This is a genomic window from Kitasatospora sp. NPDC056076, assembly GCF_042266305.1.
GTDB lineage: Bacteria > Actinomycetota > Actinomycetes > Streptomycetales > Streptomycetaceae > Kitasatospora.
In genome coordinates this window covers 1-13,608 of record NZ_JBHJWG010000004.1, presented here as the reverse complement: position 1 = coordinate 13,608, position 13,608 = coordinate 1, and the positions used below count along the sequence as shown (strand labels likewise).

14 protein-coding genes are annotated in these 13,608 nt (G+C 73.4%); 10 read left to right on the top strand and 4 right to left on the bottom strand.

What is annotated here, in order from left to right; translation table 11 throughout:
- The 3 genes from ACFC1T_RS04660 to ACFC1T_RS04650 form a co-directional block, all read left to right on the top strand.
- The coding region (locus ACFC1T_RS04660; protein ID WP_375883512.1) for a DUF397 domain-containing protein at window positions 1-202 on the top strand (202 nt) is incomplete at its 5' end.
- A 75-nt stretch (window positions 203-277) separates the two neighbouring features.
- On the top strand, window positions 278-1,492 hold the full coding sequence (locus ACFC1T_RS04655; protein ID WP_375883510.1) for a hypothetical protein: 1,215 nt from the start codon (window positions 278-280) through the stop codon (window positions 1,490-1,492).
- On the top strand, window positions 1,485-2,252 hold the full coding sequence (locus ACFC1T_RS04650) for a hypothetical protein (protein ID WP_375883508.1): 768 nt from the start codon (window positions 1,485-1,487) through the stop codon (window positions 2,250-2,252). The genes ACFC1T_RS04655 and ACFC1T_RS04650 overlap by 8 nt, the downstream gene beginning before the upstream one ends.
- A 16-nt stretch (window positions 2,253-2,268) precedes the next feature.
- On the opposite strand, the gene ACFC1T_RS04645 is transcribed toward ACFC1T_RS04650, so the two are convergent.
- Window positions 2,269-3,444 (bottom strand): permease, encoded by a 1,176-nt coding sequence (locus tag ACFC1T_RS04645; protein ID WP_375883506.1) that lies wholly within the window; start codon window positions 3,442-3,444, stop codon window positions 2,269-2,271.
- A 229-nt stretch (window positions 3,445-3,673) separates the two neighbouring features.
- Here ACFC1T_RS04645 and ACFC1T_RS04640 point away from each other — a divergent pair, with 229 nt between their 5' ends.
- The 3 genes from ACFC1T_RS04640 to ACFC1T_RS04630 all read left to right on the top strand — a co-directional run bounded on the left by ACFC1T_RS04640 (window position 3,674) and on the right by ACFC1T_RS04630 (window position 4,868).
- A complete protein-coding gene (locus ACFC1T_RS04640) occupies window positions 3,674-3,859 on the top strand; it encodes a hypothetical protein (RefSeq protein WP_375883503.1) in 186 nt (61 codons plus the stop codon).
- A gap of 299 nt (window positions 3,860-4,158) precedes the next feature.
- Window positions 4,159-4,476 carry a heavy-metal-associated domain-containing protein gene (locus ACFC1T_RS04635; RefSeq protein WP_375883501.1) on the top strand — a complete coding sequence of 106 codons (318 nt, stop codon included), beginning with the start codon at window positions 4,159-4,161 and terminating at the stop codon, window positions 4,474-4,476.
- Window positions 4,477-4,547: 71 nt separating this feature from the next.
- Window positions 4,548-4,868: a metal-sensitive transcriptional regulator gene (locus tag ACFC1T_RS04630; protein WP_375883498.1), complete on the top strand. Its 321-nt coding sequence runs from the start codon at window positions 4,548-4,550 to the stop codon at window positions 4,866-4,868.
- A gap of 132 nt (window positions 4,869-5,000) precedes the next feature.
- Here ACFC1T_RS04630 and ACFC1T_RS04625 read toward each other — a convergent pair whose 3' ends face one another.
- The gene (locus ACFC1T_RS04625; protein WP_375883496.1) at window positions 5,001-5,603 is read right to left on the bottom strand and encodes a TetR/AcrR family transcriptional regulator; all 603 of its coding nucleotides are present in this window, start codon (window positions 5,601-5,603) and stop codon (window positions 5,001-5,003) included.
- Between the two features lie 113 nt (window positions 5,604-5,716).
- Between ACFC1T_RS04625 and ACFC1T_RS04620 the strand changes: the two genes are divergently transcribed.
- Both ACFC1T_RS04620 and ACFC1T_RS04615 read left to right on the top strand, forming a co-directional pair.
- Complete coding sequence (locus ACFC1T_RS04620; protein ID WP_375883493.1) at window positions 5,717-7,372, top strand: FAD-dependent oxidoreductase; 1,656 nt, start codon at window positions 5,717-5,719, stop codon at window positions 7,370-7,372.
- A gap of 184 nt (window positions 7,373-7,556) precedes the next feature.
- Window positions 7,557-8,780, top strand: a complete 1,224-nt coding sequence (locus ACFC1T_RS04615; protein WP_375883491.1) for a cytochrome P450 — start codon at window positions 7,557-7,559, stop codon at window positions 8,778-8,780.
- A 90-nt stretch (window positions 8,781-8,870) separates the two neighbouring features.
- Here the strand turns inward: ACFC1T_RS04615 and ACFC1T_RS04610 are convergent, their stop codons facing one another.
- Window positions 8,871-10,070 (bottom strand): Dyp-type peroxidase, encoded by a 1,200-nt coding sequence (locus ACFC1T_RS04610; RefSeq protein ID WP_375883488.1) that lies wholly within the window; start codon window positions 10,068-10,070, stop codon window positions 8,871-8,873.
- 31 nt (window positions 10,071-10,101) lie between these two features.
- On the opposite strand from ACFC1T_RS04610, the gene ACFC1T_RS04605 reads away from it, so the two are divergent.
- Entirely contained in the window at window positions 10,102-11,481 is a 1,380-nt protein-coding gene (locus ACFC1T_RS04605; protein ID WP_375883486.1) for a right-handed parallel beta-helix repeat-containing protein, read from the top strand.
- A 153-nt stretch (window positions 11,482-11,634) separates the two neighbouring features.
- Here the strand turns inward: ACFC1T_RS04605 and ACFC1T_RS04600 are convergent, their stop codons facing one another.
- Entirely contained in the window at window positions 11,635-12,108 is a 474-nt protein-coding gene (locus ACFC1T_RS04600; RefSeq protein WP_375883484.1) for a MarR family winged helix-turn-helix transcriptional regulator, read from the bottom strand.
- Between the two features lie 203 nt (window positions 12,109-12,311).
- Between ACFC1T_RS04600 and ACFC1T_RS04595 the strand changes: the two genes are divergently transcribed.
- Window positions 12,312-13,517, top strand: a complete 1,206-nt coding sequence (locus tag ACFC1T_RS04595) for an MFS transporter (RefSeq protein WP_375883482.1) — start codon at window positions 12,312-12,314, stop codon at window positions 13,515-13,517.
- Window positions 13,518-13,608: the final 91 nt, after the last annotated feature.

Below are 13,608 nucleotides of genomic sequence, written 5' to 3'. Positions count from 1 at the left end.
ACGCCCTGACCCAGGGAGGGTTCTGCCCCCGGGGCCCGTCCCGTACCGGTGGGGCCGGGCGATCCTCGCGGATCGCCCGGCGCCTCGCTTCGTCCCGGTCCGCGATCCCGAGAACCCCGGCGGCCCCGCGTTCGTCCTCCCCTCCGAGGCATGGGTGTCCTTCGTCGCCGCCGTCGCGGCCGGCGAACTCCCCACCACCTGAACATGCCTGCGCGAGAAGTCGGCCCGCCCGACGTCCCGCGCACCTCCCAGGGCAGCGAACGGCAGGTAGCGACCGATGGACACGACGACGGACACCACGGGCCACGGCGAAGCACGCTTGGACGATGCGCACAACGTCCTGGTCGCACCGCCGACGGTGCGCACCCTCGACTTCTTCGGGGCGACGATCGGGCCCGAGGACCTCGCCTCCACCGACCTCACCGGGAAGACCCTCTACCTCGCCGGCGACATCTCCGCCCTCGACCGCCGCCGACTCGCCCCCGCCGCCCGCGTGTTCGTCGTCCGGGAGCTCTCCACCGACCACGCCGACGCCCCCTGGCCCGTCGTCGGCCTCGGCCGGGTCCCCGTCCGGGTGCACGGCGCCGGCGTCTACTACCCCCGCTTCTTCGAGCCCGAGGCCGACCACTTCCACCGGGTCCGTGCCGAGCACGCGTTCCAGTCCCTGACCGAGTCCGACAAGCCCGGTTCGGCCCACCGCAGCGGGATCTACCTCACCCCCGTCACCCGCGACGGCGACGACCTGCACTTCCGGCTGCTGCGCTGCTCCACCAACCTGTCCGGCCCGACCGAGAACTTCGGCCCGACCGACACCGACATCGTCGACGCCCTGAACCGCGAGGCCGCCACCGTCTTCCGCGACCACGCGCCGCTGAACCACGTCCTCGCGCAGACCTACCACAACACCCGGGCCACGCCCGGGCGCAAGCAGTCCAAGGCCAAGATCTCGTCCCACGCCGACAAGACCAAGGACATGCCCGCGGACGGCATCATGGCCTTCTGCACCTTCTACGACGGCCTCGACGAGCTCCAGCCCCTGGCCGACGACCCCTTCGACCACGGAACCGGGCGCACCAGCGGCCTGACCAGGCTCCGCTTCCGCCTCAAGGACTCCGCCCGCGAAGCCCACGGGGACGCCCTCCCGGCCCAGTTCGAGCTGACCCTCCACCCCGGGTCGGTCTTCTTCGTGCCGCTGTCCACCAACCGCCTCTACACCCACGAGATCCGGCCCTCTGCCCTGGACGCCGGGCTGCTCCCGACCCGACTCGGCTACGTGGTGCGCTGCTCGAAGACCGAGGCCCTCCACCGGGACGGGCGGACGTTTCTCAAGTCCGCCGGTGAGCTGGTGGAGTTGGAGCCGCCGACCGGGACCGGGACGGACGAGCTGCGCGGGCTGTACGCCGAGGAGAACCGGAGCTGGGCCTTCGTCGACTACGGCGACCGGTTCCGGTTCAGCATGAACACGGGGGACTACCGTGCCCCTCGTGCCTAGCATCGCGGACCAGGTCCGCTCCTACGCCCTGCCCGCCGAGCCGGGACTGTTCGCCGAACTGTCCGGCTCGGCCCTCCTGGAGGAGCTGGGGAAGGGCCGCCGGGGCACCACGCTCACCAGGCCCGACGGGACGGGCGGCGTGCCCCTCGTCCGCACCACCACCCGGTACGCCCACCCGGCACAGCGCTTCCGCCCGGTCCACGAACGGCTGGCACGGCGGATCCAGGAGCACGCCGGGCTCCCGCTCGCCTTCGACAACGCCCTCTTCGAGAGCTACACGAACGCGTACACGACCATGGGCGCCCATTCCGACCAGGCCCTCGACCTGGCCGAGGGCTCCTTCATCGCCGTCTTCTCCTGCTACCGGGACCCCGACGCGGGCCCGCCGAGGAGGCTGATCGTCGAGTCGAAGGAGCCGGTCGGCGGCGAACGGTTCGAGCTCCCGCTCACCCACGACGGCGTCATCGTGTTCTCCGTCGAGTCGAACCGCCGCCTCCGGCACCGGATCGTCCTGGACAAGCCCGTCCCCGCGACGGACAACGTCTGGCTGGGCCTGACCTTCCGCACCTCGAAGACCCTCCTCCGGTTCGGCGACGACGGGCACCCGTACCTCCCCCAGGGCGCCCGCCTCACCTCGGCCGACGAGGAGCAGCGCCGCGAGTTCTACCAGTTGCGGCGCCGCGAGAACCAGGAGACGGACTTCGTTTATCCCCCACTGACGTACACCGTCAGCGACAGCGACCTCCTGCCGCCCGCCTGAACCCGCGCACCAGGCCTCAGTGGTGGCCGTGGTGCTGCTCGTGCCCCGTGTGTCCCTCCGCCTCCGGCGCCCCGCCCATCATCCGCAGCATCCCGCGGCCGCCGGTGCGGAGGAAGCGGACCAGCAGCGCCGCTGCCACCAGCAGGAAGGCGATGTTGAGCCAGGTGGTGTAGTTCCACTCCACGCCCGCCATCGGGATCTCCGCGTCCCGGTGGTCGGGCACCAGCCCCAGCCCGCCGAACAGCAGCTCCACCACGTACCCGGCCGCCACCATCGCCGCGTAGAACGTCCCGAGCAGGAAGAGCGCCGTCCGCGCCCCGTAGTACTTCCGGTAGATGTTCAGGATCGGCAGGATCAGCAGGTCCGCGAAGATGAACGCGACCACCCCGCCGAAGCTGATCCCGCCCTTCCACAGCACCACCGCCAGCGGCACGTTGCCGATCGAGCAGACGAAGGACGCGACCGCCACCAGCGGTCCGACCAGCGGGCCCCACAGCTTCCCGGCCAGTGGGTGGTCGGCGAAGAAGAAGGCCTGCCAGAACGAGTCCGGGACCCACGCCGCGATCGCGCCGGCGATCAGCAGCCCGACCACCAGGTCCCGGAGGATCGCGGCCCACTCCATCACGAACACGTGCGACACCGACGTGAACCCCTGCCGGGAGAGCAGCCGCCGGGCGAAGGAGCCCTCCCCCGCGACGGACATGTCCATCGCGGCGTGGCCCTCCATCGAACCCGCCCGCCCGAACTCCGCCTGTTCGCGGGCCTCCTGGAGCAGCCGGTCGCGCAGGAGGAGCCGGAACAGCAGCGCGAGCACCAGGATCATCACCGGCCCGCCGACGAACTCGGCCGCCGTGAACTGCCAGCCCAGCAACAGGGCCAGGATCACGCCGAGTTCGACCACCAGGTTGGTCGAGGCGATCTCGAAGGCCATCGCCGCCGTGAAGTCCGCACCCTTGCGGAACAGTGAGCGCGCCAGTGCGACCGCCGCGTAGGAGCAGGACGAGGACGCCGCCCCCAGCGCCGAGGCGACGGCGAGGGTGCGCGGACGGTCGCCACCGAGCAGTCGCACCACGGTGGACTTGTGGACCACGGCCTGCACGACGGCGGAGAGCAGGAAGCCGAGGACCAGGGCCCAGGTGATCTCCCAGGTCATCGCCCCGGTGATGGAGAGCGCGTGCAGGATCGCGTGCACGGTGGTGGTCCGCCTTCCTCAGCCTCGCGTTCTCGGCCCCCGTCCGCGACGGTATACCCATACGGGGTATTCAGGAACCACGGCACGCCGACACCCGCCGCCACCCCGCCCGTACGGCCGGGCCGACCGGCGCGGCTCCGCAACCGCACCTCCCCCGGATGCGTCTATCCTCATTGGTCGTGCTCGTCCGACCACGGCGAGCGGTCAACTGCAGGAGGGGGAACGGTCGATGGGGGATCAACCGGCCAGTACCAGCAGGGCCCCGGAGTTCGACCGGACCTTCACCGCCCTGGGAGCCGGGACCACCACGCTGACCTGGGCGTTCGGCAACGCGTGGGACTGCCGGCCCGACGCACCGAACCGTGCGGAGCTGAGGTGCGACGTCACCAAGAGCATCCAGGTCACCGTCCACTGACGCCCGGCCGCTCCTCCCCCGCGCCCAGGGCTTGACCTCGTCGAGGTCGACCGCGCCCGGGGCACGCCTCCTGGGCTGCTCGCCCCGAAGATCCATGACGTGCCGGACATCCCCCGTGCATCTGTCGCACTCCCCTACCGGCGACTGCAGCCACGCGTCCGTCGGACGGCGAAGGGGATCGGCGCCTCTCTACTTACCCTAGGGGGGTATGGTATGTTCATCATCGAAGCAGCCGCCCGGGCCACTCCGGAAGGCGTCGCCCGCACTGACGACAAACGCACTGACGACAGGAGCACACCATGAGCGAGACCACCGTCACCGTCGAGCCGTCCGCCACCGAGGGCTCCTGCTGCGGCTCGTGCGGCACCGGCGCGGCCGCGGCGCCTGCCGCCACCACCGCCGAGCGCACCGTCCTCCAGGTGGCGGGCATGACCTGCGGCCACTGCGTCGGCGCGGTGACCGCCGAGCTGGAGAAGGTCGCCGGCGTCACCGGGGTCGCGGTCGACCTCGCCACCGGCCGGGTCACCGTGGACAGCACCGGCCCGCTGGCCGACACCGAGCTCGCCGCCGCCGTCGACGAGGCCGGATACGACCTGGTCGGCCGGGTCGACGCCTGACGCCCCGTCGGTCCGGGCGTCGGCCCCGCGCACCGTCCGGGCCGATTTCCGCCCCACCGCGCCCCGGTAGAGTGAGGGAACTCCTCACCGCACGGGAACCGGAGGCGGCCATGGCCAGCTACAGCCCCCACAAGGACGACTCCCTCAAGCGGCTGCGCCGCATCGAGGGCCAGATCCGCGGCCTGCAGCGCATGGTCGAGCAGGACACCTACTGCATCGACGTCCTCACCCAGGTCTCCGCGGCCAGCCGCGCGCTCCAGTCCTTCGCGCTGCAACTCCTGGACGAGCACATCGAATGCTGCGTCCGCGACGCCATCGCCGAGGGCGGCCAGGAGGCGAACGCCAAGGTCCGCGAGGCCAACCAGGCCATCGCCCGCCTGGTCCGCTCCTGACCCGGACTCGAACCCGGATCCGGACCCACCCGCACCGACGCCCTCCGGCGGCACACCGCCGCCGGAGGGCGTTCGTCGTTACGGGGTAGGGGTATCCGAGAGCATCCGAGGGCACCCGCTGCCCGGCGGGCCCTACCGGCCGGCCGGCGCCCCGAGCAGCGGCAGGACGATCTCGTCCAGCACCTCGTCGATCACCCGGTCGGCCGGCACCGAACCGCCCATCAGGAAGGCGTCGCGCAGCAGGTCCAGCGGCAGTGAGACGACCCGCGGGGTGAGCCGGGCCGGGTCGACCTCACCCCGGTCGGCGGCCCGGTGCATGATCGCGGCCAACGCGTCCACCGGCCCCGGCGCGCGGAGGCCCAGGTGGAAGACGAGGCGCAGTTCGGGGACGCGCATCAGGTCGACCAGGAAGCCGTGGACGGCGTCGGTCGGCAGGTCGTCGAAGCGGTGCAGCAGGCCGCCCAGCAGGATCGCCAGGTCGGTGCGCAGGTCGCCGGTGTCCGGGGGCTCCCGGTAGTCGGGGGCGTTGCGGCCGAGGGCGGCGACCACGAGTTCCACCCGGTTCGGCCAACGGCGGTAGAGCACCGGCTTGCTGGTGCTGGCGCGGGCGGCGACGCCGTCCATGGTGAGCCGGTCGTAGCCGTGCTCGGCCAGTTCGGCCCAGACGGCGTCCAGGATCGCCCGTTCCAGTTCGTCCCCGCGCCGCCGCGGGGCGCCCGCTCTGCCGCTCGCCACCGGTTTCCGCACCCGACCCTCGTAGATACGTTGCGTTTCCTATCGAGGGCAGTCTACAGTCGGAAACAGGAAACGCGCCGTATCTTATGACCGAATGGACAGGGGCGTCCGCCATGCGCGCTGCACTCTCGCACGACTCCACACCCACCACCGACGTCCTGATCGTCGGCGCCGGCCCGGTCGGGCTCACGCTGGCCATCGGGCTGGCCCGGGCCGGCGTCGACTGCCGGATCATCGAGCGGGACGACGCGTTCCGCACCGCCGGCGTCCGCGGCAAGGGCGTCAACCCGCGCACCATGGAGGTGTTCGACGACCTCGGCGTGGCCGCGCGGATCCTCGAGCGGGGCGTGCTCAACCTAGGGATCCGCACCTACGAAGGCGCCCGGCTGGTCCACGAGTTCGACCCCGGGGCCACCCGGCTGCCGACCCCCGACCGCCCGTACGCCGGCACGCTGATGATCGCCCAGCACCAGACCGAGGCCGTCCTGCGCGACCGGCTCGCCGAGTACGGCGTCAGGGTCGAGACCGGCAGTGAACTGACCGACTGCGTCCAGGACTCCGACGACTCCCGGCACGCCGACGGCGCCCGCGACACCGACTCCGTCCAGCACGCCGACGACGCCCGCGACACCGCCGGCGTGCTCGCCACCGTCCGGCAGGGCGACCGGACGGCGCAGCTGCGCGCCCGCTTCCTGATCGGCTGCGACGGCGGCCGCAGCACCGTCCGCAAGCTGGCCGGCATCCCCTTCCTCGGCGAGACCTGGGAGGAGGAGCGCTTCCTCATGGCCTCGATGGACCTGGACGGCCTGGACCCCGACCACATGCACCTCTGGAACCACCCGAAGTTCGGCGGCGGCGCCATGGCGATCGTCCCGATGCGGCAGGACGGCAAGTGGGCGGTGCACGCCGCCGTCGAGCCGGACGAGCACGGCGAGCTGCCCGCGCCCACCCTGGAGACCTTCCGCCGGCTCTTCGCCGAACGGGCCGGGCTGCCCGGGGTCCTGATGCACGAGCCGATCTGGTCCACCGTCTGGCGCCCCACCGTCCGGCTGGTCGAGCGCTACCGCGACGGCCGGGTGCTGCTCGCCGGGGACGCCGCCCACTGCCAGTCCGCGGCGGGCGGCCAGGGCATGAACACCGGCATCCAGGACGCCCACAACCTGGCCTGGAAGCTCGCCGCCGTGCTGCGCGGCGCGCCCGAGGAACTGCTCGACAGCTACCAGGAGGAGCGCCGGCCGATCGCCCGGGCCAGCCTCGACGCCACCTCCGCCCACCACAAGGCGGCGTTCCAGGGCGGCGGCGCCACGGTGATGGCCGAACAGTTCCGCACCCTGGCCGTCCAGGACACCGACCTCACCGGGCTCTCGATCGACTACCGCGGCGGCCCGCTCGGCCGGGACCTGGACGACACCACCGGCATCCGGGCCGGCGACCGGGCCCCGGACGCGCCCTGCACCACGGCGGACGGCACGCCGGTCCGGCTGTTCGACCTGTTCCGCGGCCCGCACTTCACCCTGCTGGCCTTCGGCGCCCACCCGGCCCCGGCCGACCCGTCCGCCCGACCCGTGCTCCAGGACCTCCAGGACTTCCCGGACCTCCCCGGCCTGCGGGTCGCCGCCGTCCGCGACCCCGACGGCCACGCCGCCCGCGCGTACGGCCTGCGCGGCGACGCCGTGGTGCTGGTCCGACCGGACGGGTACGTCTCGCTCACCGGCACGACCGTCGACCGGACCACCCTCGCCGAGCACCTGCGGGCCTTCGCCGTCTGACCCGACCGGCCCCGGCTCGGCACGCACCCCCGGGCGGGCGGGCAGGCGTCGAGACCGCCCGGGGAGGGGTCGGGGGCGTAGCATCGGGCCGAAACGGGAAAACCGTCAGAAGGATCCAATTCCCGCAGAAAATATGACAGTTGGACGCCCGTGCCCCGCAGCGCCGCCGACCCCGAAGGGTTCCATGTCCTCCCCCGCAGCCGACACCGCAGCCACCACCGACACCGCCGCCACCACCCCGCTCCCGCCGCTCCACCGGCTCCCCTTCACCCCCGCCCAGCCGCCGCACCCGACCACCCTCCCGGACGGCACCCCCGCCTGGCTCGTCACCCGCTACCACGACGTCCGGCAGGTCCTCGGCGACCCCCGTGTCACCCGGACCGACCTGCATGAGGTCGGGGCCGTCGGCGCCCTCTCCGACGTGGCCGCCAACCCCGCGTCCCTGTTCAACCAGGACGGCGCCGCCCACCGCAGTCTGCGCGCCACCATCCAGAAGGCCTTCACCCCGCGCTCCATCGCCACCTGGCAGCCCTTGATCGCCGACGCCGTCCAACAGGCCGTGGACGCGGTGGTCGCCGCCGGGCCGCCCGCCGACCTGGTCACCGCCCTCACCCGGCCGGTGCCGTTCACGGTCACCGCGCGGCTGATGGGGCTCGACGACACCGGACCCGAGCGCGTGGACGAGGAGCAGCTGCACCGCTGGGGCCTCGCCGTCCTCGCCCAGGGTGGCGACGCCGCCGAGGACCACAGCGGAGCGATCGCCGAATTCAGCTCCTACACCGTCGAGTTGATGGAGCGCCGACGCCGCGATCCGGGGGACGACCTGGTCAGCCGGATCGTGGTCGCCGCCGATCAGGACGGCAGCGTCCCGGAGGAGTCGCTGGTCCACCTCGTCTGCGGGCTGGCCGCCAGCGGCAACGAGAGCATCGTCGGCATCCTCGGCAACACCCTGGCCTACCTCCTCGGCGAGCGCCCCGACCACTGGCCCCGGCTCGTCGACCCCGACATCACCGAACGCACCACGGAACGCCTGCTCCACTTCATCCCGCTCGGCGACGACGAGGCCACCGTCCGCCGCGCCACCGGCCCGATCGAACTCGGCGGTGCCACCATCCCGGGCGGCGCCGTCGTCGCCATCAGCCTCGGCAGCGCCAACCGCGACCCCGCCGTCTACTCCGACGGCCTCGACGCCGACCTCGACCGGCCCCTCGACGCCCCCACCCTCGCCTTCAGTTCCGGCCCGCACCACTGCATCGGCGCCTGGCGGGTCCGCCTCGAACTGCGCGAATCGCTCCGTCGGCTGGCCACCGCCCTGCCCGGCCTGCGCCTCACCACCCCGCTGGAGCAGCTGAGTTGGCAGCTGGGCAGCACCACCCGCAGCCCGGCCGCGATCCCGGTCGCCTGGTGAGGCCGTCCGTCCGACCGCCTGCCCGACCGCGCGCCCCGGCCGTTCCTCCCCGCACCCGTACCCGTACCCCGTCCCTCGTCCCCCGTGCCCTCACCCCCACAACCCCTCGCCCAGCACCCCGCCCTCCCGCACCCCCGGCAGTACGTAGGCCACCGCGGAAGCCGTGTGCACCAGGAAGGGGTTGAGCGCGTCCTTGGCCGCCAGCCGGTTCTGCACCCGGGTGAACTGCGCCGGGTCCCGCACGAAGGCGCAGAACAGCAGCCCCCGGTCGTCGGGGGCGTCGTCGTAGCTGTAGCCGCGCCGCAGCATCCGGGCGCCGGAGTCGAGCCGGGGGCTGCTGAGCCGGACGTGGGCGCTGTTGGGGATGACGTACGAGCCGTCCGGGTTCTTGGCGTAGATGTCCGGGTCCTCGTGCTCGGCCGTGCCGGTGAGCGGGGCGCCGTCGCCGCGTCGGCGGCCCATGGCCAGGTCGCGCCGGTCCTCCGGGAGGGCGGCGAACCCGGCGGTGTCCATCCGGATCCGGCGGTAGACCAGGACGGTGCCGTGCTCGTACGGGCCGGGCGGGCCCCAGACCCACTGCTGGGCCTCGGCCGGGGCGGGGTTGGCGGTGCCGTCCTTGTAGCCGAAGAGGTTGCGCGGGGTGGTCCCCGGGGGCGTGCGCGGCAGGAAGCCGGGCTGGCTCCAGCGCACCGTCGCGCCCGCCGACTTCGCCGCGCCGCCGAGGAGTTCGGCCACCACGGTGAGCGGCCAGCGGTCCGCGGCGCACAGCTGGACCACCAGGTCGCCGCCGCCGCGCGCCTGGTCCAGCCGGTCCCCGGGGAAGGCCGGGAGCTCCGCCAGCGCGGGCGGGACGTTCAGCCCGAGCCGGGCGGCCGCGCCCGGGCCGACCCCGACCAGGCTGCTGAGCCGCGCCGGTTCGCCGTCCCGCAGCCGGGGATCGGCCGGGCCGGCGCCCGTCGCATCGGCCAGCACCCCGGTCAACTCCCCCAGCAGGGAGCGCAGTGCGGTCCGCCCGTCGGAGGTCGCGGCGGGCGCCAGGTCCAGGGCCAGCAGCAGGGTGGCCGGCTGCTGCGGGGCCGTCACCCCGGCCTGCCGGTCCCCGTGGAACGGCGTCTGCGGCACCGCCGGGGGCGGCTGCGGTGCGGCGGCCGGCCCGCGGCCCAGGGCCACGGCCCCCGCGCCGACCCCGGCGGCCAGCACCGCGCCGCCGCCCGCGATCAGCGTCCTCCGGTCCACCCCGCCCCTGGCGGCCCCCGGCTGTTTCCGCGCCTTTCCGGTTTCGGCATGCATGACCGACATTGGAGACGATAGAACACCCCGTATGCAACTTTTGACTGTCCGTCAATCCGCCTCCGAAGCACCGCAGCGCCGCCGCCCACGCCGTCCGCACCGCCCGCGCGGCCGGGTCCGCGCCCTCCCCGCCCTGGTGGTCGCCGCCCTCGCCCTGGCCGGCTGCTCCTCCACCGGCGCCCCCTCCTCGGACGCCCGCCACCCGGAGGGCACCGTGGTCCGCGTCCCGCAGGACTTCCCGTCCGTCCAGAAGGCCGTGGACGTCGCCCGCGAGGGCGACACCGTCCTGGTCTCCCCCGGGACGTACCAGGAGAGCGTGCGGATCACCAGGCCCCGGATCGTGCTGCGCGGCACCGACCGCAACGCGGTGGTGCTGGACGGCGGCGTACGGCTGGTCAACGGGGTCACCGTCACCGGCGCCGGCTCGGTGGTGGAGAACCTCACCGTGCACGGCTACCTCGCCAACGGCGTGCTGTTCACCGGCGTCACCGACGAGAAGCTCCAGCAGCGCGGCGCCGGCGGCTCCGCCTACAACCCGCTGGACACCACCCGCTTCCCCGCCCTCCAGGGCTTCCGGGCGACGCGGGTCACCGCCTACAACAACGGCCTGTACGGGATCTACGCCTTCGACGCCCGGGCCGGGGTCATCGAGGACTCCTACGCCTCCGGCGGCGCCGACTCCGGCGTCTACGTCGGCCAGTGCAAGCCCTGCGACACCCTGGTGCGCGGCAACACCGTGGAGCGCAACGCGGTCGGCATCGAGATCACCAACGCCTCGGACAACCTCTGGTTCCTCGGCAACCGGGTGGTCGGCAACCGGGTCGGCGTCACCGTCAACTCCAACGACCTGGAAGCCCTCGCCCCCCAGCACGGCGCCGTGATCGCCGGGAACGCCGTCACCGACAACAACGCCTCCGACACCCCCGAGCAGGCCGACGGCGGCTTCGGCATCGGCATCGGGATCGGCGGCGGCACCGCGAACCGGGTCGAGCGCAACCTGGTCAAGGGCAACCGCTCGGCCGGCGTGATCGTCACCGACCCGCCCGGGCACCCGGCCGCCGGCAACCTGGTCAAGGGCAACCGCACCGAGGGCAACGGCGTCGACCTGGTACTCGCCTCCGCCGACCCGGGCAACTGCTTCACCGGCAACCAGCCCGCCACCCAGAGCCCGGACGACCTGGAGGCGCGGGCCGCCTGCGAGGCGCAGAGCCGCAGCCCGCTCACGGCCGGCCGGGCCGCGCCGGTCCAGGCCCCGCCCGGCGTGCCGTTCAACCAGGTGCAGGCGCCGCCCGCCCAGCCCTCGCTGCCGGATCCCAACGCCCCCGCCCGCCCGGCCACCGACCTGCCCGGCCCGGTCGACCCGGACGCCTACCCGCTCCCGGCGACCGCCGACGCCGTCCTCCCGCACTGACCCGCGGCCGCGGCGCGACGGCCGCTCCGCACGGAGAACGGGCGGGCCCACGGCACACCGAGTGCCGCGGGCCCGCCCGACGCCGTTCCGGGCCCGGGGCCGGTACGCCGACCGCCCGGGCCGCTCAGGTCCGCCCGGGCCGCTCAGGTCCGCTCAGGGCCGCGGCCGCGGCGCGGGCGGGTCGACCGCCTCGACGGCCGAGACCAGCGGGGCCAGCTCGGGGTTGCGGGCGGCCTGGTCGAGCGCCTCGCGCAGCGCGGCGTCATTGGTCGGCCGGGCCTGCGCCAGGAGCCGCAGGCCGTCCTCGCTCACGTCGGTGTAGATGCCGCGGCGGTCGGTGGGGCAGAGGTAGCGGGCGAGCAGCCCACGGTCCTCCAGCCGGGAGACCAGCCGGGTGGTGGCGCTCTGGCTGAGCACGACCGCGTCGGCGACCTGCTTCATCTGGAGGTGGCCGCCCTCGCCGTCGTGCTGGCGGCTGAGCACGTCGAGCAGCGAGTACTCGCGCACGCTCAGGTCGTGCTCCGCCTGGAGGGCGCGCTCGATGTGCGCCTCGATCCTGCCGTACAGGACGTACAGGGCGGCCCATCCGTTGGCGAGGGCGGTCAGCGCGGGGTCCGTGGCGGTCATCGGCACGGTCTCCTTCCAGGTACGGGCCGGGTGCGAGCCAGGTACGGGCCAGGTGCGGGCCGGGTACCCGGCCGGGCACGAGCAGGCCTCCAGTTTAGGCCTCGGGCATGCCGACGGTGATTGCCCGCATTTGCACATAGCCCGCGCTTGCAACTATTGTCGAGGCACGTAAGGCGCACTAGCAATCGCACGGAGGTCGCGCCATGCCCCTCGCACTTCTCGCCCTGGCCATCGGGGCCTTCGGGATCGGAACCACCGAGTTCGTGATCATGGGCCTACTGCCCCAGATCGCGGACGACTACGGCGTGACCGTCCCCACCGCCGGCCTACTGGTCACCGGCTACGCACTCGGCGTGGTCATCGGCGCCCCGCTGATGACCGTGCTCGGCACCCGGATCAGCCGCAAGACCATGCTCATGCTGCTGATGGGCCTGTTCGTCATCGGCAACCTGCTGTCCGCCGCCGCCCCCAGCTTCCCGCTGATGCTCGCCGGGCGGATCGTGACCTCGCTGGCCCACGGCGCGTTCTTCGGCATCGGCTCGGTCGTCGCCGCCGAACTCGTCGCCCCGCAGAAGAAGGCCGGCGCCATCGCCACCATGTTCACCGGGCTCACCGTCGCCAACATCGTCGGCGTCCCGCTGGGCACCTTCATCGGCCAGGCCGTCGGCTGGCGCACCACCTTCACCGGTGTCGCCGCCCTCGGACTGCTCGGCCTGCTCGGCATCGGCAAGCTCGTCCCCAGCCTGCCCCGCCCCGAAGGCGCGCACCTGCGCGGCGAGTTGACCGCCTTCCGCAACCCGCAGGTGCTGCTCGCGATGGCGATGACCGTCCTCGGCTTCGGCGGCGTCTTCGCCGCGATCACCTACATCGCCCCGATGATGACCGACACCGCCGGCTACTCCGAGGGCGCGGTCACCTGGCTGCTGGTGCTGTTCGGCGTCGGGATGTTCCTCGGCAACCTGATCGGCGGCAGGTTCGCCGACCGCAAGCTGATGCCCCTGCTCTACACCACCCTCGGCGGCCTGGCCGTCGTCCTGGCCCTGTTCACCCTCACCGCGCACGACAAGGTCGCCGCCGCCGTGACGATCCTGCTGGTCGGCGCCCTCGGCTTCGCCACCGTCCCCCCGCTGCAGAAGCGCGTCCTCGACCAGGCCCACGGCGCCCCCACCCTCGCCTCCGCCGTCAACATCGGCGCCTTCAACCTCGGCAACGCCCTGGCGGCCTGGCTCGGCGGCCTGGTCATCTCGGCCGGCCTCGGCTACACCGCCCCCAACTGGGTCGGCGCCCTGCTCGCCGCGGCCGCCCTGCTGCTCGCCCTCTGGTCCGCCGCCCTCGAACGCCGCGACCAGCACCGGTCCGCCGCCACCCCCGGCGGCTCACCCGCACCGCTGACCCCCGTCCACCACTGACAGTGAGGATGTTCATGAGCGGTTCCCGGGCAGGTCTGACTCAACCTCTGACTGACCTCGGGTCCTCAACCGGATCTGTCGGCCTCGTCCG